Annotated in this window: 22 protein-coding genes; 6 read left to right on the forward strand and 16 right to left on the reverse strand. The window is 61.4% G+C overall.

Annotated features, from left to right (window positions below; all coding sequences use genetic code 11):
- Window positions 1-32: 32 nt before the first annotated feature.
- Both DM813_RS17280 and DM813_RS17285 read right to left on the reverse strand, forming a co-directional pair.
- A complete protein-coding gene (locus tag DM813_RS17280; protein ID WP_128324599.1) occupies window positions 33-1022 on the reverse strand; it encodes an aldo/keto reductase in 990 nt (329 codons plus the stop codon).
- Between the two features lie 91 nt (window positions 1023-1113).
- Window positions 1114-1794: a class I SAM-dependent methyltransferase gene (locus DM813_RS17285; RefSeq protein ID WP_128324600.1), complete on the reverse strand. Its 681-nt coding sequence runs from the start codon at window positions 1792-1794 to the stop codon at window positions 1114-1116.
- Between the two features lie 93 nt (window positions 1795-1887).
- Here DM813_RS17285 and zapE point away from each other — a divergent pair, with 93 nt between their 5' ends.
- Both zapE and DM813_RS17295 read left to right on the forward strand, forming a co-directional pair.
- The gene (zapE, locus tag DM813_RS17290; RefSeq protein ID WP_128324601.1) at window positions 1888-3006 is read left to right on the forward strand and encodes a cell division protein ZapE; all 1119 of its coding nucleotides are present in this window, start codon (window positions 1888-1890) and stop codon (window positions 3004-3006) included.
- An 11-nt stretch (window positions 3007-3017) separates the two neighbouring features.
- Window positions 3018-3599, forward strand: coding sequence for a DinB family protein (locus DM813_RS17295; RefSeq protein WP_128324602.1), 582 nt, complete (start codon window positions 3018-3020; stop codon window positions 3597-3599).
- Here DM813_RS17295 and DM813_RS17300 read toward each other — a convergent pair.
- From DM813_RS17300 to DM813_RS17320, 5 genes are read right to left on the reverse strand one after another with little or no spacing between them, the layout of a single operon-like run.
- On the reverse strand, window positions 3596-4594 hold the full coding sequence (locus tag DM813_RS17300; protein ID WP_128324603.1) for an alpha/beta fold hydrolase: 999 nt from the start codon (window positions 4592-4594) through the stop codon (window positions 3596-3598). The two genes, DM813_RS17295 and DM813_RS17300, sit on opposite strands and share 4 nt — an antisense overlap.
- 58 nt (window positions 4595-4652) lie before the next feature.
- Complete coding sequence (locus DM813_RS17305; protein WP_128324604.1) at window positions 4653-5087, reverse strand: YqaA family protein; 435 nt, start codon at window positions 5085-5087, stop codon at window positions 4653-4655.
- 10 nt (window positions 5088-5097) lie between these two features.
- Window positions 5098-5526: a DUF411 domain-containing protein gene (locus DM813_RS17310; RefSeq protein WP_128324605.1), complete on the reverse strand. Its 429-nt coding sequence runs from the start codon at window positions 5524-5526 to the stop codon at window positions 5098-5100.
- A 14-nt stretch (window positions 5527-5540) separates the two neighbouring features.
- A complete protein-coding gene (locus tag DM813_RS17315) occupies window positions 5541-6407 on the reverse strand; it encodes a copper resistance protein B (protein ID WP_128324606.1) in 867 nt (288 codons plus the stop codon).
- The gene (locus DM813_RS17320) at window positions 6400-8127 is read right to left on the reverse strand and encodes a copper resistance system multicopper oxidase (RefSeq protein WP_128324607.1); all 1728 of its coding nucleotides are present in this window, start codon (window positions 8125-8127) and stop codon (window positions 6400-6402) included. The genes DM813_RS17315 and DM813_RS17320 overlap by 8 nt, the downstream gene beginning before the upstream one ends.
- A gap of 172 nt (window positions 8128-8299) precedes the next feature.
- Here DM813_RS17320 and DM813_RS17325 point away from each other — a divergent pair, with 172 nt between their 5' ends.
- Window positions 8300-9046, forward strand: a complete 747-nt coding sequence (locus DM813_RS17325) for an SDR family oxidoreductase (RefSeq protein WP_128324608.1) — start codon at window positions 8300-8302, stop codon at window positions 9044-9046.
- A gap of 19 nt (window positions 9047-9065) precedes the next feature.
- Here DM813_RS17325 and DM813_RS17330 read toward each other — a convergent pair whose 3' ends face one another.
- The 3 genes from DM813_RS17330 to ccoG form a co-directional block, all read right to left on the reverse strand.
- Window positions 9066-11162, reverse strand: coding sequence for a hybrid sensor histidine kinase/response regulator (locus DM813_RS17330; protein ID WP_128324609.1), 2097 nt, complete (start codon window positions 11160-11162; stop codon window positions 9066-9068).
- A gap of 68 nt (window positions 11163-11230) precedes the next feature.
- On the reverse strand, window positions 11231-12640 hold the full coding sequence (gene mapR, locus DM813_RS17335) for a GntR family transcriptional regulator MpaR (protein ID WP_128324610.1): 1410 nt from the start codon (window positions 12638-12640) through the stop codon (window positions 11231-11233).
- Between the two features lie 40 nt (window positions 12641-12680).
- Window positions 12681-14093 (reverse strand): cytochrome c oxidase accessory protein CcoG, encoded by a 1413-nt coding sequence (gene ccoG, locus DM813_RS17340; RefSeq protein WP_128324611.1) that lies wholly within the window; start codon window positions 14091-14093, stop codon window positions 12681-12683.
- Between the two features lie 296 nt (window positions 14094-14389).
- On the opposite strand from ccoG, the gene DM813_RS17345 reads away from it, so the two are divergent.
- The gene (locus DM813_RS17345; protein ID WP_128324612.1) at window positions 14390-14914 is read left to right on the forward strand and encodes an MgtC/SapB family protein; all 525 of its coding nucleotides are present in this window, start codon (window positions 14390-14392) and stop codon (window positions 14912-14914) included.
- Window positions 14915-15453: 539 nt separating this feature from the next.
- Here DM813_RS17345 and DM813_RS17350 read toward each other — a convergent pair.
- The 3 genes from DM813_RS17350 to DM813_RS17360 all read right to left on the reverse strand — a co-directional run bounded on the left by DM813_RS17350 (window position 15454) and on the right by DM813_RS17360 (window position 17819).
- Complete coding sequence (locus DM813_RS17350) at window positions 15454-16353, reverse strand: hydroxymethylglutaryl-CoA lyase (RefSeq protein WP_128324613.1); 900 nt, start codon at window positions 16351-16353, stop codon at window positions 15454-15456.
- Between the two features lie 18 nt (window positions 16354-16371).
- Window positions 16372-16773, reverse strand: coding sequence for a MerR family transcriptional regulator (locus DM813_RS17355; protein WP_128324614.1), 402 nt, complete (start codon window positions 16771-16773; stop codon window positions 16372-16374).
- A 113-nt stretch (window positions 16774-16886) separates the two neighbouring features.
- The gene (locus tag DM813_RS17360) at window positions 16887-17819 is read right to left on the reverse strand and encodes a LysR family transcriptional regulator (protein ID WP_128324615.1); all 933 of its coding nucleotides are present in this window, start codon (window positions 17817-17819) and stop codon (window positions 16887-16889) included.
- A gap of 138 nt (window positions 17820-17957) precedes the next feature.
- Here DM813_RS17360 and DM813_RS17365 point away from each other — a divergent pair, with 138 nt between their 5' ends.
- Complete coding sequence (locus DM813_RS17365; RefSeq protein WP_128324616.1) at window positions 17958-19187, forward strand: acyl-CoA dehydrogenase; 1230 nt, start codon at window positions 17958-17960, stop codon at window positions 19185-19187.
- 42 nt (window positions 19188-19229) lie between these two features.
- Here DM813_RS17365 and DM813_RS17370 read toward each other — a convergent pair whose 3' ends face one another.
- The 3 genes from DM813_RS17370 to xthA all read right to left on the reverse strand — a co-directional run bounded on the left by DM813_RS17370 (window position 19230) and on the right by xthA (window position 22628).
- On the reverse strand, window positions 19230-20237 hold the full coding sequence (locus DM813_RS17370) for a TerC family protein (RefSeq protein WP_128324617.1): 1008 nt from the start codon (window positions 20235-20237) through the stop codon (window positions 19230-19232).
- A 153-nt stretch (window positions 20238-20390) separates the two neighbouring features.
- The gene (locus DM813_RS17375) at window positions 20391-21713 is read right to left on the reverse strand and encodes a substrate-binding domain-containing protein (RefSeq protein ID WP_128324618.1); all 1323 of its coding nucleotides are present in this window, start codon (window positions 21711-21713) and stop codon (window positions 20391-20393) included.
- Between the two features lie 102 nt (window positions 21714-21815).
- On the reverse strand, window positions 21816-22628 hold the full coding sequence (gene xthA, locus DM813_RS17380; protein WP_128324619.1) for an exodeoxyribonuclease III: 813 nt from the start codon (window positions 22626-22628) through the stop codon (window positions 21816-21818).
- A gap of 161 nt (window positions 22629-22789) precedes the next feature.
- On the opposite strand from xthA, the gene DM813_RS17385 reads away from it, so the two are divergent.
- Window positions 22790-23449: a GNAT family N-acetyltransferase gene (locus DM813_RS17385; RefSeq protein ID WP_128324620.1), complete on the forward strand. Its 660-nt coding sequence runs from the start codon at window positions 22790-22792 to the stop codon at window positions 23447-23449.
- The last annotated feature ends 53 nt before the right edge of the window (window positions 23450-23502 follow it).

A 23502-nucleotide genomic window follows, 5' to 3' on the forward strand; every position in this document is an offset into this window, starting at 1 on the left:
CCGCGCAGGCTTTACTGCCGGCCGGCAGCCCTTTACAGGCCCGTGGTGGCGAGCAGCTGTTCGGGATAACGTTCGCCTTCAATCTGGATCGCTGCGGCGGCCTGCTCGATGCCGGCCAGTTCCTCAGTGCTCAGTTGCACGTTGGCGGCGCCGAGGTTTTCTTCCAGGCGATGCAGTTTGGTGGTGCCGGGAATCGGCACTATCCAGGGCTTTTGCATCAGCAGCCAGGCCAGCGCTATTTGCGCGGGGGTGGCGTCTTTCTCGCTGGCGATGCGCTTGAGCAGATCAATCAGGGCCTGGTTCTTGGCCATGGCCTCTGGTGTGAAGCGCGGAAGCAACTGACGGAAATCGCCTTCTCCCAGGGGGGTATCCTTGCTCATGGCGCCGGTCAGGAAGCCTTTGCCCAGCGGGCTGTACGGTACCAGGCCGATGCTCAGGTCCTCGCAGGTCTGCAGGATGCCGTTGCTTTCCACACCGCGGGTCCACAGCGAGTACTCGTTTTGCAGAACGCTGACCGGTTGCACGGCATGGGCACGGCGAACCGTATTCGCCCCTGGCTCTGACAGCCCGAAATACTTGACCTTGCCTTCGGCGATCAGGTCTTTGACCGCTCCGGCTGCTTCCTCGATTGGCACGTTGGGGTCGACGCGGTGCTGGTAGAACAGGTCGATCTGTTCAATGCCCAGGCGTTTGAGCGAGGCTTCGGCCACTTCGCGAATGTGCTCGGGACGGCTGTTCATTCCGGCCAGTTTGCCATCGACAATGTTGAAGCCGAATTTGGTCGCGATCACCACCTGGTCGCGTACCGGGCGCAGTGCTTCGCCGACCATTTCCTCATTGGTGAACGGGCCATAGGCCTCGGCGGTGTCGAAGAGGGTAACGCCGCGCTCTACGGCCTGGTGGATCAGGGTAACCCCTTGCTGTTTGCTGACAGTGTTGGCGTAGCCGAAGTCCAGCCCCATGCAGCCGTAGCCAAGGGCTGAGACGAGCGGGCCGTTGCTGCCGAGTTTTCGCAGTTGCATAAGGGGATCTCCGATAGGTGAGCCCGTCAGCGTAGGCGTGGTGGATTACCTTGATAAGTAGCTGAATGCCGATTGCAGTTATACCGGGATTTTATAAATGCCCTGAGGCGCGTTCGGCCACCAGCAGCAAGGACTGCGGCACCGGGCTTTGCGGGTGTTGCGGTTCCTGCAGCGAGACCAGCCGTAAGCCTGCCATGTCCAGCGCATTGAGCCAGCTTGAGAGGGTGCGAAAGTACCACGGCATCGGCCGCCACTGCCCTGCAAGCCCGGCGAAGGTTTCCTCGCGCCAGCCATCCTGGTAGCTGTTCTGCGCCACGCTCCAGGGATGCAGGGTCTGGATAACCAGCGCGCCGCCGGGGGCGAGCAAGGTGTTCATGGCGGCGAGCAGCGGAATGATGTCCTGGTGCAGCAAGGAGAAATTTGCGCAGATCAGGTCATAGCCGCTGCCAATGTAGACCTGGCCTTCGACCAGTGCCTCGTAGCTCGCGCAGTGCACTGGCGCATCGCCTGCGGCGCGCGCGGCAGCGGTCAAGCTGGCATCGCCGTCAACACCGACGGCCTCGATGCCCCGTTCGCTGAGCGCACGCAACAGCCAGCCTTCACCGCAGCCCAGGTCGAGCACGCGCCCGGGTTGGCGGCCCAGCACCGCCAAGAGGATCGCCTGGTTGGTGACTTGCTGACGGCTTTCAATGCTGCCCGAGCGTATGGCCTCGATCCAGGCATCGGCATTGTGCTGCCAGCTTTGCAGGAGAGCGGTTTCATCGGTAGGCATGGGCGTACCCCGGCGTGAGGGAGGGATACACAGCATAGGACAGCCGCCCAGAGTATTTGCGCGTAGAATGGCGGTTTTTTCACGGGCGTTGCCATGTCCTGCTTCACAGAGCAGTCTCCGCTTCGGCGCTACCAGCAGGCCATCGAGCGTGACGGGTTTGTCAGCGACCCCGCGCAGCTGCAGGCCGCCAACGCGCTGAATGCGTGTTTTCTCGCGCTACAGCAAGGTGAAACGCCGCAGGGCGTTTACCTCTGGGGCCCGGTCGGGCGTGGCAAGACCTGGCTGATGGACCAGTTTCATGGCTGCCTCACTGTGCCTGCCCGGCGTCAGCATTTTCACCACTTCATGCGTTGGGTTCACCAGCGCCTGTTCCAGCTCAATGGCACAGCCGACCCGTTGCATGCGTTGGCCTTGTCGTTGGCCGAAGAGATCCGGGTGCTGTGTTTCGACGAATTGTTCGTCAACGATATCGGCGACGCGATCATCCTCGGGCGGCTGTTCCAGGTACTGTTTGAAGCGGGTGTGGTGATCGTTGCCACCTCCAACCAACCGCCTGACCAGCTCTATTTCGACGGCTTCAACCGTGAGCGCTTCATGCCGGCGATTGCCGCCATCGAGCGGCACATGCAGGTGGTGGCAGTGGCCGGCGAGCAGGATCATCGCCTGCATCCGGGCGCTGCCCAGCAGCGTTACTGGGTGCGGGACACGGCGCAGCCGCAGGTGCTTGGCGAAGTCTTTGCGCGCTTGAGCGAAGACCTGCCTTGCACCGATCAGCCGTTGCAGATCGGCGCACGACAGCTGATGGTGGTGCAGCGCAGTGCCACCGTGCTCTGGTGCCGTTACGCCGACCTGTGTGAACAGCCGTTCGCCGCCATGGACTTCATGGTGCTGTGCGATCACTTCAAGGCCATTCTTGTCGGTGAAGTACCCGCCCTGGGTGCCCGTCAGCGCGAGGCCAGAATTGCCCGGGGCACCGAAGACGGTGCCAGTCGCGTAGTGGCTGGCGACCGGGAGCTGCCGCAGTTGTCGGTGCATGATGACAGCGTGCGGCGCTTCATCGCGTTGGTCGATGAATGCTACGACCGTCGGATCGCCCTGTACCTGGAAGCCGAGGTGGCGCTGGATGCGCTCTACACTCAAGGGTATCTGGAGTTCCCGTTCCGGCGCACCCTGAGCCGCCTGCGGGAGATGCAACTGCAACGCTTCTGTTGAAGGAGTCGATCATGCAGCCACTTTCGCATCATTTGCTGACCATGGCCTACCAGAACGGCTGGGCCAACCACAGGCTGTACAAGGCCTGCCTGCAATTGAGCCAGGACGAGTTCGTGGAGCCGCGCTGCAGTTTCTTTGGCTCGATCAAGGCGACCCTCAACCACATCCTGACGGTCGATTGGTTCTACCTCAATGCCCTGGAGTCCGAACAACGCGGCGAGGCACCGGAAGCCGACAGCGAACGCTTTTTCCAGCCGCAAGAACCCTATGCCACCAGTGAAGAACTGTATGCCGAGCAGGCCCAGGCCGATCACCGTCTGATTGCCTATTGCAGCCAGCTGCGCGATGACCAGCTGCAACGTTACGTGAGCGTCGTGCGCCCCGACTGGGTCCAGCGCGAACAGCGCCTGCGCCTGTTGTCACACCTGTTCGAGCACCAGATCCATCACCGTGGGCAGGTGCATACCCTGCTCAGTGAGACGTCGGTGCGGCCCCCGCAGCTGGATGAATTTTTCTGCGAGGACGAAGCACACCTGCGTGCCCAGGACTTTGCCGAGCTGGGCTGGACCGAAGCGCAGATCTGGGGGCGTTAGCGGCCCAGCCAGTCCAGCAGCGCCTTATGGAAGCGCTCCGGCTGTTCGATCTGTGGGGCATGGCCGAGACCGGGAAATTCCACCAGGCTGCCTTGGGGAATGGTCTTGGCCACCTGCTGGCCCAGTTGCTTGTAGTGGCCCAACCTGGCTTTTACTTCAGGCGCAGCGATGTCGCTGCCTATCGCAGTGGTATCGGCATCGCCAATCAACAGCAGGGTCGGCATCTGCAGGTGCTTGAACTCGTAGACCACCGGCTGGGTGAAAATCATGTCGTAGATCAGCGCCGAGTTCCATGCCACCGCCTCGTGCCCTGGGCCCTGGTTCAGGCCCACGAGCATTTGCACCCAACGCTCGTACTCGGGCTTCCAGCGCCCGTCGTAGTAGGTCTTGCGCTCGTAATTGCGCACCCCTTCGGCATCGAGCTTCAGCTCGCGCTGGTACCACTGATCCACCGTGCGGTAGGGCACACCGAGCGCTTTCCAGTCTTCCAGGCCGATCGGGTTGACCATCGCCAGGCGCTCGACCTGTTGCGGGTAAAGCAGGGCATAGCGGGTGGCAAGCATGCCGCCGGTGGAGTGGCCGAGCAGGCTGCTCTTGTTCACGCCCAGTTGCGCCAGCAGGGCATGGGTGTTGTCGGCCAGTTGCTGGAAGCTGTACTGATAATGGACGGGTTTACTGGAGGTGCAAAAGCCGATCTGGTCGGGGGCGATCACCCGGTATCCGGCCTGGCTCAAGGCGTAGATAGTGGTTTCCCAGGTCGCGGCGCAGAAGTTCTTGCCGTGCATCAGCACCACGGTCCGGCCATTGGCATTGCCACGGGCGGCAACGTCCATGTAACCCATTTGCAGGGTCTGGCCCTGGGATTGGAAGCTGAAGTGCTTGAGCGGGTGAGGGTAGTCGAAGCCTTCGAGTTGCTGGCCGTAGGTCGGGGCTTGGGCGGCAAACGAGCTGCTGGCGAACAGGCAGCTCAGGGCCAGGGCGGGCAAGCGCAGCATGGGCACACTCCGTGTCGGGCTATGGATTTGACCTCGGACTGTACCCGTTTGTGCCGGGTCAGTGGGCAATCCAGCCCAGGGTCAGCAGGGCGAGCACCGCATAACGCCCGGCTTTGGCGATGGTGACCAGGATGACGAAGCGCCAGAAGGGTTCGCGCATGATCCCGGCAATCAGGGTCAGCGGGTCGCCGATCACCGGCATCCAGCTCAGCAGCAACGACCACTGGCCATAGCGCTGGTAGCGTTGCTGGGCTTTGTCCAGTTGCGCCTGCTTGAAGGGAAACCAGCGGCGGTCACGCAAGTGTTCGATGCCTCGGCCTAGCAGCCAATTGACGATCGAGCCCAGCACATTGCCCAGTGTGGCAATCAGCAGCAGGCTGGCAACAGCTTGCGGTTCGCGCACCAGCAGGCCGACCAGCACCGCCTCCGATTGCAGCGGCAACAGGGTCGCGGCGCCAAAGGCGCTGAAGAACAGCGCCCATTCACTCAACATGCCGAGCGGATCAGTAACTGGCGACCACTTCGTCCTTGCCATCCTGGGTCAGGCCGATGACCTTGTAGGCGTCCTTGTGATCACCCATTTCCATGCCTGGCGAGCCCATCGGCATGCCCGGTACGGCCAGGCCACGCAGGTCCGGGCGCTTGGCCAACAGCTTGATCTGTTCGGCCGGTACGTGGCCTTCGACAAACTTGCCGTCGATCACCCCGGTGTGGCACGAAGCCAGGCGAGGGGCGACACCCAGGCGCTGCTTGACCGCGCTCATGTTGGCTTCTTCATGGTCGTTGACGGTGAAGCCGTTGTCGCGCAAGTGGCTGATCCAGGCCTTGCAGCAGCCACAGTTCGGGTCACGGTATACGTCGATGGTTTGCCCGGCCTGGGCCAGGGTGCTCAGGGCCAGCAGGCCAAAGGCGATGATTTTCTTGCTCAGCATGGTGATTCTCCAATTCAGAAACGCAGCCGCACACCCGCGAGCACGCGGGTCTGGCTGATATCGCCGTCATCATCTCGCAGCTGTTCGGCGGTATTGCCGTAAGTGCGGTTGAAGCTGACGCCCAGGTAGGGGGCGAAGCCGCGGGTGATCTCGTAACGCAGGCGCAGGCCGATTTCACTGTCTGCTAGACCCGCACCCTGATCGCGCGAGGCATCGTTGCGACCGTAGAGGTTAGCTTCCAGCGAGGGTTCGAGTATCCAGCGATTGGTCAGCAGGATAGCGTAACTGCTCTCCAGGCGCAGCGCGGTCTGTTGCCGCTCTCCGACATAGGCTGTGGCTTCCAGTTCCAGGCCATACAGCGGCGTACCCTGAATGCCGAACGCTGCCCAGGCCTGGCCGCTGGCCGGCTTGAAATCCTGGCGCAGGCCGCCGACCAGTTCCCACCAGGGGCTGATGGCATGACCCCAGAGCGCTTGCAGTTCGGCTTTATGGGTGACGCCCTGCTCGCGCTCGCCTTCGGTGCGCAGCCAGAGTCGGTCGATATCGCCACCGATCCAGGCATTGGCGTTCCAGTTCAGAGCGCTGCTGCTCTCGAAGTTTTGATACTCAAGCTGCTCGACGATCACCGCCCAGTTGACCTGCCGATCATGCACCTGATGACCGGGCAGGGGCGGGAAGGCGGCGCGGCGGTCGGCGTCGCTGATCGGCCGCAACGGCGTGCGCGGGGCTTCCTGCATTTGCCCGTGGCCCATGGTGCTGTGATCCATGGCACCGTGGTTCATCGCGCCATGATCCATCTCCTGCGCCCGTACGTCTTCACTGACCAGCAGGGCGAGCAGTGCCAGGCTGCCGAGCAGGGGGCGGTTGAGTGCTTCATTCATCGACGCGTACCTCGCGGAACATGCCCATTTCCATGTGGTAGAGCAGGTGGCAGTGGTAGGCCCAGCGGCCCAGGGCGTCGGCACTGACGCGGTAACTGCGTCGGCTGCCGGGTGGAATGTCGAGGGTGTGTTTGCGCACCTGAAAGCGCCCGTGCTCATCCTCAAGGTCGCTCCACAGCCCGTGCAGGTGGATCGGGTGGGCCATCATCGTGTCGTTGACCAGGGTGATGCGCAGGCGTTCGCCATAACGCAGGCGCAACGGTTCGGCGTCGGAGAATTTGATGCCATTGAACGACCAGGCAAAGCGTTCCATATGACCGGTCAGGTGCAGTTCGATCTCGCGTGAGGGTTCGCGGCCGTCGGGGTCGGCGAAGGTGCTTTTCAGGTCGGCGTAGGTCAGCACCCGGCGGCCGTTGTTGCGCAGGCCAATGCCAGGGTCGGCGAGGTTCGGTTTGGGCGACATGGTCTGCATGTCGACCAGTGGATTGCCGGTTTCACTGGCCGGGTGTTGTTGCATGCGACCCATGCCACCCATCCCGGCCATCCCGGCGTGGTCCATTGCGCCCATCTGGCTATGGTCCATGCCACCCATGGCATCCATGCCGCCGTGGCCCATATCGGCCATGGTCAGCACTGGTCGCGGGTCGGGTTGCGGCACGGGGGCTTCAAGGCCAGGGCGGCGTGCCAGGGTGCCGCGGGCGTAACCGGTGCGGTCCATGCTTTGCGCATACAGGGTGTAGGCGGGCAGATCGCCCACCTGCACCAGCACGTCGTAGGTTTCGGCCACGGCGATGCGCAGTTCATCAACGTTGACCGGCTTTACCGGCTGGCCGTCAGCGGCGATCACGGTCAGCTTCAAACCAGGAATGCGAAAATCGAAATAGCTCATGGCCGAGCCGTTGATCAGGCGCAAACGCACGGTTTCATCTGGCTGAAACAGACAAGTGAAATTGCCATCGGGTGGCTGGCCGTTGAGCAGGTAGGTGTAGGTGGCCGCGCTGATGTCGGCGAGGTCGGTAGGGCTCATGCGCATGGCGGCCCAGGCCTTGCGTTCGGCCAGGGTCTTCGACCAGCCGTGTTCGGCAACGTCGTTGATGAAGTCGCCGACGGTGCGCTTGTGGAAGTTGTAGGCGTCGGACTGCTTTTTCAGTGTGGCCATAAGCGCTTCTGGCGCCTGATCACTCCAGTCACTGAACAGCAACACATAGTCACGCTGGTAGTGATGTGGCTCGGGGGTTTTCGGATCGATGACAATCGCCCCGTACACCCCCGCCTGCTCCTGCAGGCCGGAATGACTGTGGTACCAGTAGGTGCCGCTTTGCTCGAGAGTGAAGCGATAGAGGTAGTCGCCACCGGGCTCGATGCCGGCAAAGCTCAATCCCGGTACGCCGTCCATGTTGGCCGGCAGGATAATGCCATGCCAGTGCAACGATGTCGGTTCGTCCAGGCGATTGCGCACGCGCAGCGTCACGGTATCGCCTTCGCGCCAGCGCAGCACCGGGCCGGGCAGGCTGTTGTTGATGGTCAATGCCGTGCGCGGTCGGCCGGTGATATTGACCGGGGTCTGTCCGATGAACAGTTCGAAGTCGCGCCCACTGAGTTCATGGCCCAGTGGTGACTCGGCAGCAAAGGCGGGCAGGCGCCAGAGGCCAAGGCCGGCCAGGGCGCTGCCAGCGGCAAAGCCTTTGACGAAGGTGCGGCGGGTCGGGTGTGCAAGCATGTCGGTGCCAATCCATCAGCGAGAATGGCACGACCTTAGCGAGTGCAGACTGTCAGTTATCTGAGTGCCAGATTACAGATTTGTCAGTGACCCTGATGGTTGTATGGCTTTGCGCAGCCGTTGTCCTGCGTTAGCCTTGAATGGCAATCATCACTGGGGGCAAGGAGTATCCATGGATAACGTCATCGTCATCACCGGCGCCAGCCGCGGTATTGGTGCAGCAACCGCACGGCTGGCCGCGCGTGAAGGCTATCGGATCTGTATCAACTACGTGAGCGATGATCAGGCTGCCCAACGGGTGCTGGCCGAGGTGCGTGAGCTGGGGGCCGAGGCCATCGCGGTCAAGGCCGATGTCAGTGTCGAAGACGAGATCATCCAGTTGTTCCAGCGCGTCGATGCCGAGCTGGGGCCGGTCACCGCGCTGGTCAACAATGCCGGCACCATTGGCCAGAAGAGCCCGCTCGAGCAGATGTCGGAATTTCGCCTGCTCAAGTTGATGAAAACCAATGTGGTCGGGCCGATGCTGTGCAGCAAGCATGCATTGCTGCGCATGTCGACACGCCACGGTGGCCAGGGTGGCAGCATCGTCAACGTGTCGTCGGTGGCTGCCCGGTTGGGCTCGCCCAACGAGTATGTCGACTACGCAGCGTCCAAAGGAGCATTGGACACCTTCACGTTGGGACTGGCCAAGGAGGTCGCCGATCAGGGGGTGCGTGTCAACGGCGTACGCCCCGGCTACATCTTTACCGATTTCCATGCGCTCAGCGGTGACCCGCACCGTGTCAGCAAACTTGAGTCGAGCATTCCCATGGGGCGGGGTGGTCAAGCCGAAGAGGTGGCCGAAGCCATTATCTGGCTGTTGTCCGACAAGGCTTCGTATTCCACCGGCAGCTTTATCGATCTCGGCGGAGGGCGCTGACCCGGCCCAGGCATGCCGCTCAGTCGAGCATCTGTGCGATGCGTTGGGTCAGGGTGTCGAAGCCGAAGGGTTTGGTCAGTACCCGCGTGGAGTGATCGAACAGGTTATCGCCGAACACCGAGTGTTCCGAGTACCCGGTAATGAACAGCACTTTAAGCCCGGGGCGCAGCTTGCGGGCGGCGTTGACCAACTGATGGCCATTGATGCCCGGCATGCCGACGTCGCTTATCAACAGGTCAATGACCGTTTCACTTTCAAGGACCTGCAGGGCACTGTGGCCATCGCTGAACGTCAGGACGGTATGCCCCAGGTCGCCAAGCACTTCGCTAACCAAAAGGCGCACGGCGGCCTCGTCGTCCACCAGCATCACCGTTTTGCGGCGTTGCCCGTTCGCCGGCTCGGTTACAGGTTCCAGGGGCGTTGCGTCCAGCGCCGCAGTGTGGATGCGTGGCAGATACAGATGAACATGCGTGCCATGCCCGGGGGCGGACTGCAGGCGCACCTGACCGCCGGATTGCCGTACAAACCCATACACCATCGATAAGCCGAGCCCGGTTCCCTGACCTGGCGGTTTGGTGGTGAAGAAAGGGTCGAACGCGCGGGTTTGTACGCTGGCCGACATGCCTGTGCCGGTATCGCTGACCGTCAGCCTGAGGTACTGCCCCGCTGGCAGTTCGAGGACGGCAGCCGCCTTTTCATCCAGGTCCATCGTGCTGGTTTCGACAATCATCTGCCCACCCTCTTGCAAGGCGTCGCGGGCGTTGATGCACAGGTTGAGCAGGGCGCTTTCCAGTTGCGGTGGATCAATGTTGCTCAGCCAGCGCGCCGTGCTGCCGATGACCTTGACCTCAATGTGCGGCCCGACACTGCGCCGGATCAGGTCTTCCATGCCTGTCACCAGGCGATTGATATCGGTAGGGCGTGGCTCCAGGGCCTGGCGTCGTGAAAATGCCAGCAACCGCTGGATCAATGAGGCCGCGCGAAGTGAGCTTTCTTCGGCTGCCATCAGCATTCTGCCGATTTCTGCGTGTCGACCTTTAGCGAGCAACTTTTGTGATATCTCCAGGGCGCCAAGGATACCGGTCAGCAAGTTGTTGAAGTCATGGGCGATGCCGCCGGTGAGTTGTCCTACCGCCTCCATTTTCTGTGATTGGCGCAAGGCTTCTTCAGCCTTGCGCAACCGCTGTTGCTCGCTGACGCGTTCGCTGATGTCATAGGCAAACAGATAGGCGCCGATCAGGAGCCCCTCGCTGTCATGCAGCGCACTGAAGCGAAGTTCATAGTGGTGCGGCTGATCTCCTACGTTGAAGGTGTCGATTTCGGTGAAGGTTTGGCCTTGCAGGGCACGATTCCACAACGCCATGCCGCGAGCGCTGTCTTCGGGGCGATGGCGCATGCACGCAAGAAGATCATCACCGACCTTTGGTGCCACGCCGAATATGCGCTGGAACTCGTCGCGCGCGGCGCTGTTGATTGCCATCCAGCGTCCGTCACTACCCACCACCTGAATCTGTGCCAGTGTGGCTTCCACCACATCGGTAAGCACTTTACGCTCGGCCACGGCCTTGGCGACGCGTATTTCCAGGTTTTCATTGAGCCGGTTGAGTGCTGCTTCGGCGCGTTTGCGCGCGGTGACATCCTGGAACAATACAGCGACCTGATTATGCCCGGCCGGCTCCATGCGAAACGCACAGATACTCAAAAAGTGGCCGGTGGCCACAAGCTCCTGTTCAAAGCGAACCGGCTCTCCTGTGATCAACACCGGACGGTAGCGGGCAATCCAGTCATCGGCCTCTACCGGCACCATTTTGCGCAGCGTTTGCCCCACGACATTTTCGATGCCGGCATGTTTGGCGTAGGCGGCATTGGCTTCGGTATGGATGTAATCGCTCAGCGGGCCATGGGGGCCATCGAAGAACTCGATGATGCAGAAGCCCTCGTCCATGGTGTCGAACAGAAAACGGTAGCGCTGCTGCGCTTCGAACAGCGCCTGTTCGGTATGTGCATGCAGCTGTGCCGACCCTTGCTGTTGTGCAAGCTGGGACAGGAGTTGGGTATTTTCCTGCTGCAGCAGGTCAAGTCGCTGGCGCAGGGACTGAAGTTCACTCGGCGGCATATCGGGGCGTTCCGGCCTGGGTTACGGACCAATATAGCGCTCGTGCGAAACAGAACAATGTCAGCGGGTTAAAACGAGCGCACAATCCGGCCCAGGGTTTCCATGGCTTTTTCCGATTGCTCGGTCCACGGGCTGCCGTAGTTCAGGCGGATGCAGTTGCGAAAGCGTTGGGTCGGCGAAAAGATCGGCCCGGGGGCGATGCTGATTCCTTGTGCCAGGGCCATCTGGAACAGCTTGAGCGAGTCCATCTGCTCGGGCAGTTCCAGCCACAGGAAGTAACCACCGGAGGGGTGGCTGACCCGGGTCTGCGCCGGAAAGTGCCGGGCAATCGCGGCCAGCATGGCGTTCTGTTGCTCTTCCAGGGCATAGCGCAGTTTGCGCAGATGCCGATCGTAGCCACCGTGCTGCAAGTAGTCGGCGATGGCCGCCTGCGCAGGCATCGAGGCACACAGCGAGGTCATCAGTTTCAGTCGTTCGATTTTCTGCGCATAGCGCCCGGCCGCGACCCAGCCTATGCGGTAACCCGGTGCCAGGCTCTTGGAAAACGAACCGCAGTGCATCACCAGGCCATCGGTATCGAAGGCCTTGGCCGGCTTTGGCGCCTGCGCGGCGTAGTACAGTTCGGCATAGACGTCATCTTCGATCAGCGGCACCTGATACTGGCGCAGCAGTTCGACCAGTTGCTGCTTTTTTTCCTCCGGCATGCTGGCGCCCACCGGGTTCTGGAAGTTGGTCATGCACCAGACGGCCTTGACCGGGTGCTTGGCCAGCGTTTGCCCCAGAACGCCAAGGTCGATGCCTTCACGTGGGTGCACGGGGATCTCCACCGCTTTGAGCTTGAGCCGTTCGAGCACTTGCAGGCAGGCGTAGAAGGCCGGGGCTTCGATCGCCACCAGATCACCGGGTTCGGTCACCGCCTGCAGGCACAGGTTGAGCGCCTCCAGCGCACCGTTGGTGATCAGCAATTCTTCCATCGGCAGCATCAAACCACCGACCACGTAACGCAGGGCAATCTGACGACGCAAGTGCGGGTTACCCGGCGACAGGTCGGTGACCACCATACGCGGGTCCATCTCGCGGCTGGCGCTGGCGATGGAGCGGGCCAGACGTGGCAGTGGGAACAGGTGGGGGCTGGGGAAGGCAGAGCCAAAGGCGACGGTTTGCGGGTCCTTGATCGAGTCGAGAATCGAGAACACCAGTTCGCTGACATCCACTTCAGTGGACTCGCTGGCCTGTTCGATGATCTGCGGTTCGCTGAACGGCCTGGGTACGTGGGCATTGACGAAATAGCCCGAGCGCGGTCGTGCCCGAATGAGCCCGCGGCGCTCCAGCAGGTAGTAGGCCTGGAACACCGTGGATGGGCTGACGCCGTGGGTCTGGCTGGCGTAGCGCACCGACGGTACGCGCTGGCCGGGGCCCAGGACCCCAGAGCGAATCAGTTCGGCAATGTCGTCGGCGAATTTTTCGTAGCGTTTCATCATGGCTCAAAAGGTTTCGACTGCTGCAGAGTGTATGTGATCAGCGGTTCATCGGCGCGACAAAACGGCTGTGGGCGACGCTGGAAATGCCCGGCTGGTCGCTGTCGGTGATCTCGAAGCCAATTGGCTGGGCGCTGCTTTTCGCGCGTTCCGCCAGCATCGCTACCGATACCGGGATCTCGCCCATCTCGCCGGCGGCCAGGGTAAATGACGTGTTGCCATGCAGTTCGAAGCCCTCGGCGTCCACCAGGCGCAGGCGGTAATGCTGCGCTTGCTGGGTCTTGTTGATGACTTTGAGGGTGTAGATGTTTTCGATTTGCCCCAGGTTGTTTTCGCGGAACAGGCCGCGGTCCTTGATGACGTCCATCGACACCATCGGTCGCTGCTGCAGGGCAATGACCAGGGCGCCGATCATCACCACCAGCACAGTGACGTAGCCGAGAAGGCGTGGGCGCAGCCAGTTGGTCTTGCCACCCTGCAGGTTGTGTTCGGACTTGTAGCCCACCAGGCCGCGGGCATAGCCCATTTTGTCCATGATCGAGTCGCAGGCATCGATACAGGCCGCGCAGCCAATGCATTCCATCTGCAGGCCATCGCGAATATCGATACCGGTCGGGCATACCTGCACGCACATCTGGCAGTCAATGCAGTCGCCCAAGCCGTTGGCCTGGTAGTCGCTGCCTTTTTTGCGCGGGCCGCGGGATTCGCCGCGTGCCGGGTCGTAGGCAATGGCCAGGGTGTCCTTGTCGAACATCACGCTCTGAAAGCGCGCATAGGGGCACATGTGCATGCACACCGCCTCACGCAGCCAGCCGGCATTGATGTAGGTGGCCCCGGTGAAGAACAGGATCCAGAACAGGCTGATGCCGCCCAGTTGCAAGGTGAACAGCGCTTCGGCCAGCGGCCGGATCGGGGTGAAGTAACCGACGAAGGTCAGGCCGGTGAGCACGCTGATGGCCAGCCACAGCGTGTGCTTGGCCGAACGCCGCGCCAGCTTGTTGAGGGACCAGGGCGCCGCGTCGAGTTTGATGCGCTGGTTGCGGTCACCTTCGGTGACCTTCTCGCACCACATGAAGATCCAGGTCCAGGAGCTTTGCGGGCAGGTGTAGCCGCACCACACCCGGCCGGCAAACACGGTGATGGCGAACAGGCCGAAGGCGCAGATGATCAACAGCGCTGACAGGAGAATGAAGTCCTGAGGCCAGAAGGTCGCCCCGAAAATGTGGAACTTGCTTTCAGCCAGGTCCCAGAGCACTGCCTGGCGGCCATTCCAGTCCAGCCAGACGGTGCCGAAGAACAGCAGGAACAAAAAGCCTGCGCCACCCAGGCGCAGGTTGCGAAACAACCCGGTAAAGCTGCGGGTGTGGATGTGTTTGTCACTGCTGGCGTTCTTCTTCTTGGCGTGAGAAGGCTCGGCAATTTCGACAATCTGGACAGGAATTCGATCGCTCATGGTTCGTCGCTCATCAGGCCTCGATCAGGCCAGAGCACTATGGCGTCGCATCTGTTTGCATAACAGGTTCAGGTATTTCTATAAAAACCGTATCAGATTTCACTCGATAGCGCTGAAGGCCCGGGTTTGCGGTGCTTTGCCCACGGCTATCGAGGTGGCTGCGACCATCCACCGCACCTGCTACAGCCGCTGGCACCGAGAGGCGGGCAAGCAGGTCGTCGCCGTCTGGTGCGCAATGTCGCACTTGCACCCAGGCGGGTGGTCCATCGAGAAAGGGCCGATCCTGGAGCACGTTGATGGATGCCTGGTGGCAACAAATCTGGACGACATTGATCGCCGAGTTCGCCGACCTCAAGGATATAAAACAACTGACCCAGGTCACCGTGCGCCTGCTGATGGCGGCGCTGCTGGGTGGCATCCTGGGCTTCGAACGTGAGCTCAAGGGCAAGGCCGCGGGGGTGCGTACGCACATGCTGGTGGCCATGGGGGCAGCGCTGTTCGTGCTGGTGCCGCGCATGGCCGGGGTAGACGATGCAGCGTTGAGCCGGGTGGTGCAGGGCATTGTTGCCGGTATCGGCTTTCTCGGCGCGGGCACCATTTTAAAAGGGCATCACCAGCAACTGGATCACGTCAAAGGCCTGACCACGGCTGCAGGTTTGTGGATGACGGCGGCCATCGGTATTGCCGCGGGCATGGGGCGTGAAGCCACTGCGGTGATCAGCACGCTGCTGGCATTGCTGGTGCTGGGGCTGATGCCGTGGGTGGTAAACCGGTTCGAGAAGGACGATGAGGACGAAAACGAGGAGGGCAGGAAGCACTGAGGGGAGCCTAAGCTCCCCTCAAAGATTGTTGCGTGCTCTTTTTTTGTTATTGGAGGGCGGCCTGTTGTTGTTTTTGGTGACCGTTGCCTCTGTACCACTGGCGATCCCTATCCGGGATCAAGAGCAAACGTATTTTTTTGAGCGCTGATCTACTCTTATCATTGCTGATCCAACCGTGACCTTCGCTACCTTGGGGTAGTTTTATTGTTTTTTGTCAGGTTGCGGGGGCGAACCCCGGAAAAGCACATCTTCTCCAAAAAAATCTGTTAGCTGCGTCTCTGCCGTGTTGTTCTTGTTATGTCAGAGTCGTTACGTCTTGTTTTTATTGTGTGTCGCACTTTTTATTGTTCTTGTACCAAAGATATAGCAGATGCCGTGCCAACTTTTTAAAACCTAGTAAAATCAATGGGTTGAGATTTTCAGCAGGAAAGAGGGGCGGGGATTTCTGTCGAATTGTTTCCGTGTTACCCGGTTTTTTCCGGTAAAGCGTGGGGGCGGTAACACTCAGCCGTGCAGACTGCTGTTACCGCCACCCTTTATCAGGCTGCGCTGCGGGCGCGGGCCACGCGCGAGCCGTTGGCACGCCCCAGTATGCTGCTGATGCGCTGGCCGGCCAGGATCAATTGCTCCAGGTCGATACCGGTGTTGATACCCAGGCCCTGCAGCATGTAGAGCACGTCTTCGCTGGCAACGTTGCCGCTGGCACCCTTGGCGTAAGGGCAGCCGCCCAGCCCTGCGACCGAGCTGTCGAACACGCTGATGCCCTCAAGCAAGCTGGCATAGACGTTGGCCAGGGCCTGGCCGTAGGTGTCATGGAAGTGCCCGGCCAACTGCGCCCGCGGTACATGCGCCGCCACCACCTCGAACAGGCGGCGGGTAGCGCCAGGGGTACCGGTGCCGATGGTGTCGCCCAGGGATACCTCGTAGCAGCCCATTTCGTACAGTTCGCGGGCCACCGGTGCGACCTGCTCGGCAGTCACCAGCCCTTCATACGGGCAGCCCAGTACACAGGACACGTAACCGCGCACGCGCACACCGTGCTCGCGGGCCGCCTCCATGATGGGGACGAAGCGCTGCAGGCTGTCGCTGATCGAGCAGTTGATGTTGCGCTGGGAGAAGGCTTCGGATGCCGCGGCAAATACCGCCACCTCTTTCACGCCGGCGGCCAGGGCATCCTCGAAACCGCGCAGGTTCGGTGACAGGGCCGCATAGGTGACCCCGGCTTTTTGCTGGATACGCGAGAACACCTCGGCAGATCCCGCCATCTGGGGTACCCACTTGGGTGACACGAAGCTGCCTACCTCTATATAGGACAGGCCGGCTGCCGTCAGGTCGTCGACCAGGCGAACCTTGTCCTCCACGCTGATGGGCTGGGCTTCGTTCTGCAGACCGTCGCGCGGGCCAACTTCGACCAGGCGAACGTTTTCAGGCAATGACATGGCAGGGGTCCTCAGGGCTCAGTGGCTGTTTTTCTGGTTGTTCAGGGTGGCTGCCAGGGCTTGCTCGCAACGCTCCTGGGCGGTATCCAGTTCCAGCTGCATCTGCTGGATATCGAGCAACTGCTGTTCGAGCTGGCTGCGCCGGTTGGCGATCTTGGCCAGCATGCTGTGCAATTGCTTGAGGTTACCGCTGGTAGGGTCGTAGAGCTCGATCAGCTCGCGGCATTCGGCCAGTGAAAAGCCGATGCGCTTGCCACGCAAAATCAGCTTCAGGCTGACTTTGTCGCGGGCCGAATAGACCCGCTCAAGGCCCCGACGCTCGGGGCTGAGCAAGCCTTGTTCCTCATAGAAACGGATGGCCCGGGTGGTGATGTCGAGCTCGCGGGACAGGTCGGAAATGCTGTAGGTCTGGGCGCTCATGGTCAGGCTCGGGAAAAGGGCATGAGCTAACCTACTGGCAGGTTGACGTATACGTCAAGCAAGGATTGGCCATCATAGCGCGGGCCGCCATCGGTCATCCCTCGGCAAGGCCTTTAGGCCGTGGCTTTGCTCGTGCGTTCGTCGTGCGCCACCACGGCCTGGCACAATTCGATGATTTGCTCACGCATCCAGCGGTTGGCCGGGTCCTGGTCGGTGCTTTCGTGCCAGTACAGATGGGTTTCCAGTGGCGGTACGTCGTTGACCGGCAGGTTCAGGTAGTTGAGTTGATGGCGGCGGGCGAATCGCTCCGGCACGGTCATGACCATATCGGTCTGTTGCAGCACTTGCGAGGCCATCAGGTAATGTTGCGAGCGCAGGGCGATCTTGCGTTGCACGCCCATCTTGCCCAGCGCCAGGTCGACATAGCCCAGGCCGTTGCGTCGGCTGGAGATATGGATGTGGGTCAGGCCCAGGTAGTCGTCGAGGCTGAGTTTGTCTTTGCCCAGCGGATGGCCCTGACGCATGGCACACACGTACTGGTCCCGCATCAATTTGACGTGGCGCACCTGCGGGTCGGTGTTCAGCGGTGCGTCCACGGCAAAATCCAGGCGCCCGGCCGCCAGCTCCTTGGTGGTCTCGCGGCGTTTGCACAGGAAGCTTTCGATGATCACCGCCGGTGCCAGTCGCCGCAGGCGTTGAAACAGAGGCGGGAGAATCACTGCCTCGGTGAGGTCGGTCATGCTGATGCGGAAGGTCTTGTTTGCCTGCAGCGGGTTGAAAATGCGGCTTTCCTGGACCGATACCCGTAACAGTGACAGGGCGTTGCGCACCGGGCCGATGATGTTCTGCGCCATCGGTGTTGGCACCATGCCTTGGGCGGTCCGCACGAACAGCGGGTCGTTGAAGGTTTCACGCAGCCGCGCCAGGGCGTTGGACACCGCTGGCTGGGTAATGCCGACGATCTGCCCGGCGCGCGTCAGGTTGGCTTCGGTGTAGATGGCATCGAAGACGATGAACAGATTCAGGTCGACCTTGCTCAGGTTCATGGGCGCTGCTCTTGTTGGTGTTATGGGTGGATCATATATTGGTTATGAATGTTTATACACGCCGAGAATAGACTAGGTGGATTTTGCTGGCTGATCTAGGCTCTTCATCAGATCCCCTTTCCACTGAAGGTACTGCCCATGGATTTCGCCTATTCACCCAAGGTCCAGGCGTTGCGCGAACGTGTCACGGCGTTCATGGACGCTTATGTCTACCCCGCCGAAGCGGTGTTCGAGCAGCAGGTTGCCGAGGGCGACCGTTGGCAGCCGACTGCGATCATGGAAGAGCTCAAGGCCAAGGCCAAAGCCGAAGGGCTGTGGAACCTGTTCCTGCCCGAGTCGGAGCTGGGGGCCGGGCTGAGCAACCTCGAATATGCGCCGTTGGCCGAAATCATGGGCCGTTCGCTGTTGGGCCCCGAGCCCTTCAACTGCTCGGCTCCGGACACCGGCAATATGGAAGTGCTGGTGCGCTATGGCAGCGAGGCGCAAAAGCGTCAGTGGCTGGAGCCATTGCTGCGCGGCGACATACGTTCGGCGTTTGCCATGACCGAGCCGGACGTGGCCTCTTCCGATGCAACCAACATGGCGGCCCGCGCGGTGCGCGACGGTGATGAGTGGGTGATCAACGGTCGCAAGTGGTGGACCTCCGGCGCCTGCGATCCCCGCTGCAAGATCATGATCTTCATGGGCCTGAGCAATCCGGACGGCCCGCGTCACCAGCAGCATTCGATGATCCTCGTGCCCACCGACACCCCGGGGGTGAAAATTGTTCGGCCGCTGCCGGTGTTCGGTTACGACGATGCGCCGCATGGCCATGCCGAAGTGCTGTTCGAAAACGTGCGGGTGCCCTACGAAAACGTGCTGCTTGGCGAAGGGCGTGGTTTCGAGATCGCTCAGGGACGGCTTGGCCCGGGTCGGATTCACCATTGCATGCGTTCGATCGGCATGGCTGAGCGCGCCCTGGAGCTGATGTGCAAGCGCTCGGTGGAGCGCACCGCGTTTGGTCGGCCGCTGGCGCGCCTGGGCGGGAACGTCGACAAGATCGCCGACTCGCGCATGGAAATCGACATGGCCCGACTGTTGACGCTCAAGGCGGCCTACATGATGGATACCGTGGGCAACAAGGTCGCGCGCAGCGAGATCGCGCAGATCAAGGTCGTGGCGCCGAACGTGGCGTTGAAAGTCATCGACCGGGCGATCCAGATCCATGGCGGCGCCGGCGTCAGTGGCGACTTCCCGTTGGCCTACATGTATGCCATGCAGCGGACCCTGCGCCTGGCCGACGGCCCGGACGAAGTGCACCGGGCGGCGATCGGCAAATATGAAATCGGCAAGTACGTCCCCAAGGAAATGCTGCGTAGCGGTCATTGACCGGCGCGCTTCACCGTTCAGGCCCGCTTGTGCGGGCCTGAATCATTTGTGGCTGTTGGAGTTGACCGGCTGGGGCGGCTGGTCGCGAGTCTTGAGCAGCGACAACACCACGCCGCCTGACAGCAATGCCACGGTCACGCCCAGCGACAGCAGGGCAGGCACCGCACCGATAAGGCCGTGGTAGAAGATTTTGCAGCCGATGAAAATCAGCACCAGCGCCAGTGCGTACTTGAGATAGACAAAGCGGTGCATCAGCGCCGCGAGGGCAAAATACAGCGCGCGCAGGCCAAGGATGGCAAAGATGTTCGAGGTGTAGACGATGAACGGGTCCTGGGTGATGGCGAAGATGGCCGGGACGCTGTCGACGGCGAACACCAGGTCGGCCAGCTCGATCAGCACCAGCGCCAGAAACAGCGGGGTGGCGTACAGCACCGCCTTGTGTTGCCCGGCAGCCTTGAGCCGCACAAAAAAATGCGGGCCGTGCAAATCGTCGGTAACGCGCATATGGCGGCGCACGAACTTCAGTACCGGGTTGTTGCCAAGGTCCGGATGGGCCTCTTCTCGGCTAAACAGCATCTTGATCCCGGTAACCAGCAGGAAGGCGCCGAAAACATAGAGGATCCAGGCGAACTCCTGGACCAGTGTGCTGCCGATGCCGATCATGATTGCGCGCAGTACCACCACGCCGAGGATGCCCCAGAACAGCACCCGGTGCTGGTACAGGCGGGGGATGGAGAAGTAGCTGAAGATCATTGCCATCACGAAGACGTTGTCCATGGACAACGACTGCTCGACCAGAAAGCCGGTGTAGAACTCCAGGGCGCGTTGCGTCCCCAGCTCCAGCCAGACCCAGCCGCCGAACAGGACCCCGACACTGAAGTAGCCGGCGTAAAGCAGCAGGCTTTCGCGCATTTCAATTTCGTGGGCCTTGCGGTGCAGCACACCCAGGTCCAGAAACAGCAGGAACAGGACAATGCCAATGAACGCCAGCCAGAACCAGGCGCTGGTGCCAAGAAAATCGTTTTCGAGAAATGCCTCTAGAGTCGCCATGCGCCCCTCCGTAATTGTCGTCGTTGCTGTAGCAACAGTGACTCCGACATGGCGGCTTGGCAGCCGTCAGAGGGGCCCGGCGTCACGTAAGAAAGCTTAGTTGCGATCCGGGTTGGTGTACGGACGGGGCTGTAACAAATGGTTGCGTAGCCCTCAATAGACCCAGACTTCGACCCGCCGGTTGCGGATGCGGCCTTCTTCAGCAAGATTGGTGGCCACCGGCAGTTCATCGCCCAGGCCGATGACCTCGCGCAATGTAACTCCTTCTTTAGCCAGCTCCCGGCGCACCGCCATGGCGCGCAGGCGCGAGAGCAGGGCGGCGCGCTCCTGGTCATGCTTGGCATCACCAAAGCCGACCAGCACGACACCGTGCTCAAGCTTGTCGTTGCGTCGCAGAAAGTCCGCTACGCGCTGCACATCGCGCAGCGCTTTGTTGTCCAGGCTGGCGTTGCCCTCCTGAAAGCGGAAGTTCACCGACAGGCGCTGGGCATCGCGGACCAGCGCCCGGTAAGGCTTGGGCATGCCTTCTGTCGGGGGGACTTTGAGGGCGTGTACCTGCTGCCCGACAAAGCCGCTGCCAGTCACGATTGCCTGACCCTTGGCGCTCTGGGCAAACTCCATCAGGGCGCGGGCCCACGGATTGTTCTGGCTGGGGGGCAGATAGAAGTACAAACGCCGTGACAAGGGGTAGTCTTCGCTGGCGACCAGGGCCGGGCTGGGCAGCATCGGTCGCGAGGCACCGTCGGCGATGGCCAGGACCTTGGTGCCATGCACCGAAGCCAGGCTGCTGAAACCGATGGCCTGACGGTCTGCGCGCACCTGTGCGGCCAGTTGCTCACCCGACTCGAAACGCTGCGCCGAGGTGGCCAGGTGCTGACCGGCAGCATCCAGCACCAACGCCTTGAAAGTTTCAAAGGTGCCCGAGCGATCATCCCGAGCATAGAGGTGAATGGGGCCGCTGCCCAGGCCCAGGGTTTCCCAGGTGGTTATCTGACCGGCAAAGATCTGCGCCAGCTGCTGGGTGCTCAGTTGTGGTAGCGGGTTGTCGGGGTGGACGATGACGGCGACGCCATCGAGGCCGATGATGTGTTCGGCTGCGGCACTGTTGAGGTCGCCCGATGTCCGCAGTTCGCTCAACTCACTGGCTTTGATCGGTCGTGAAGCCGCTGCCAGATCTGCCTGGCCGGACTTGAGCGCGGCAAAGCCCGTGCTCGAACCGTGAGCCGCGATGTCGACACGCAACGGGTGGCCGTCGGGGGATAGGGCGCGCACCTGGATTTCGTTGGCTGTCGCGGTGGCTTCAATCGAGATCTGGCGAGCGCCCTGGGACTCCAGCAGGCCTTTGACCAGCGCTGGCGCCAGGGCCGCACCGATGGTGTTCGAGCCCTGGATGCGCAGTTGCGCCTGATCATCAGGTGCTGCACGGGCAAGGAGGGGAAACAGGCACAGCAGGAGCAGACTGAGGGGGCGGAACATGCCGGCAGACACTCTTCAGGCAAAGGATGTGCCGCAGATTAAGACAGTTAGATGACTGCACGATGACAGTCATCCGGGGGCCGCCCTCAGTGTTATCAAGCGTTACGACAACTCCAGCCAGATCGGTGCGTGATCCGACGGTTTCTCCATGCTGCGCAGGTCATAATCGACACCCGCCGCCTTGATGCGTGGCAGCAGGGCCTGGGAAGCCATGATCAGGTCGATGCGCAGGCCACGCTTGGGCTCGTCTTCAAAGCCACGGCTGCGATAGTCGAACCAGCTGAAACGATCGGCGACCTCAGGGTGCAGGTGGCGGAAGCTGTCGACCAGGCCCCAGCTTTTAAGGCGGGCCATCCACTCGCGCTCTTCGGGCAGGAAGCTGCACTTGCCGGTCTTCAGCCAGCGTTTGGCGTTGTCGGCGCCGATGCCAATATCGCAATCTTCTGGCGAAATGTTGACATCGCCCATCACCAGCAGTGGCTGGTCGTTCTTGAACTGGGTTTCCAGCAAGGCCTGCAGATCGCTGTAGAAACGTTGCTTGGCGGGAAACTTGGTCGGGTGGTCGCGGCTTTCGCCTTGGGGGAAGTAGCCGTTCATGATGGTGATCGGGGTGCCGTTGGCATCGGCGAAGGTGCCCCAGATAAAGCGGCGCTGTGCGTCTTCTTCATCGGTGGCAAAGCCTTTGTGCAGGCTCAGCGGCGCCTGGCGCGACAGCAGGGCTACCCCATAGTGACCTTTCTGGCCATGAAAATGCACGTGATAGCCCAGGGCCTGAACTTCGGCCAGCGGAAACTGGTCGTCGCTGACTTTGGTTTCCTGCAGGCCGATGACATCCGGCTGATGCTTGTCGATCAACGCCGCCAACTGATGGGGCCGGGCGCGCAGGCCATTGATGTTGAACGAGACGATCTTCATGAGAAACACAGTCCTGGTAAAACCCAGGATGCTAGCCGACAACGGCGGCGGCGGCCAGCGTGGCGCTGCAACCGATAGGCTGCTAACGTGGTGCTCGGGGTGAACGTCGGCGCAACGTACACTTCAAAGGCAATGAATGCCCTTTTGCGGAGGTCTGCCCGATGACCGAATCACCAGCTGCTGTGGCTCAGATCCGTCTGCTCGATGGGGGGTACAGCCGCGAAGCACGCTCCCTGCTGTACCACGCCTACCGTCACGAACCTACCTATGCCTTTCTGTTCGAGGCGCAGCGCCCGGGCTTTGACCAGCGCATTCGCGCGACCGTGCGCGAGCGGGTCAAGCAGCACTTCTTCCAGGAATTGCCGGCATTGGGTCTGTTGCTCGACGACCGACTGATCGGCATCGCTCTGATCGCACCGCCGCAACGTCGCCTGGGCGTGACTGAAAGCTGGGCCTGGCGCATGCGCATGGTGCTCAGCACCGGTTTTCGCTGCACCCGGCGCTACCTCGATTACCAGGCGGCACTGATGGCCTGCCTGCCAGGTGATGCGGTGCACATCCTGCCGCTGCTGGGGGTTCACCCGCAGTTTCAGGGCAAACACTACGGGGAGCAATTGTTACAAGCTGTTCACGACTGGTGCGCTGAAGACGAGCATTCGCAAGGCGTCGTGCTCGATACCGGCAATGAACACTACCTGGCCTTCTATCAGCGCCAGGGCTACCAGGAAATTGGTGAAATTGCAGTAGGGCCTGTGCGTGAGCACGTGTTTTTTCATCCTAATCCCCAGTCTTCTCAACGTGCATCGGCCGTGCCTGCATAGCAGGCGGGAGAGCCTCGGACTCCATGCTGGCGCAAAGCTCTGGTAGCATCCGC

This window comes from Pseudomonas alkylphenolica, assembly GCF_004025535.1.
Classification (GTDB): domain Bacteria; phylum Pseudomonadota; class Gammaproteobacteria; order Pseudomonadales; family Pseudomonadaceae; genus Aquipseudomonas; species Aquipseudomonas alkylphenolica_A.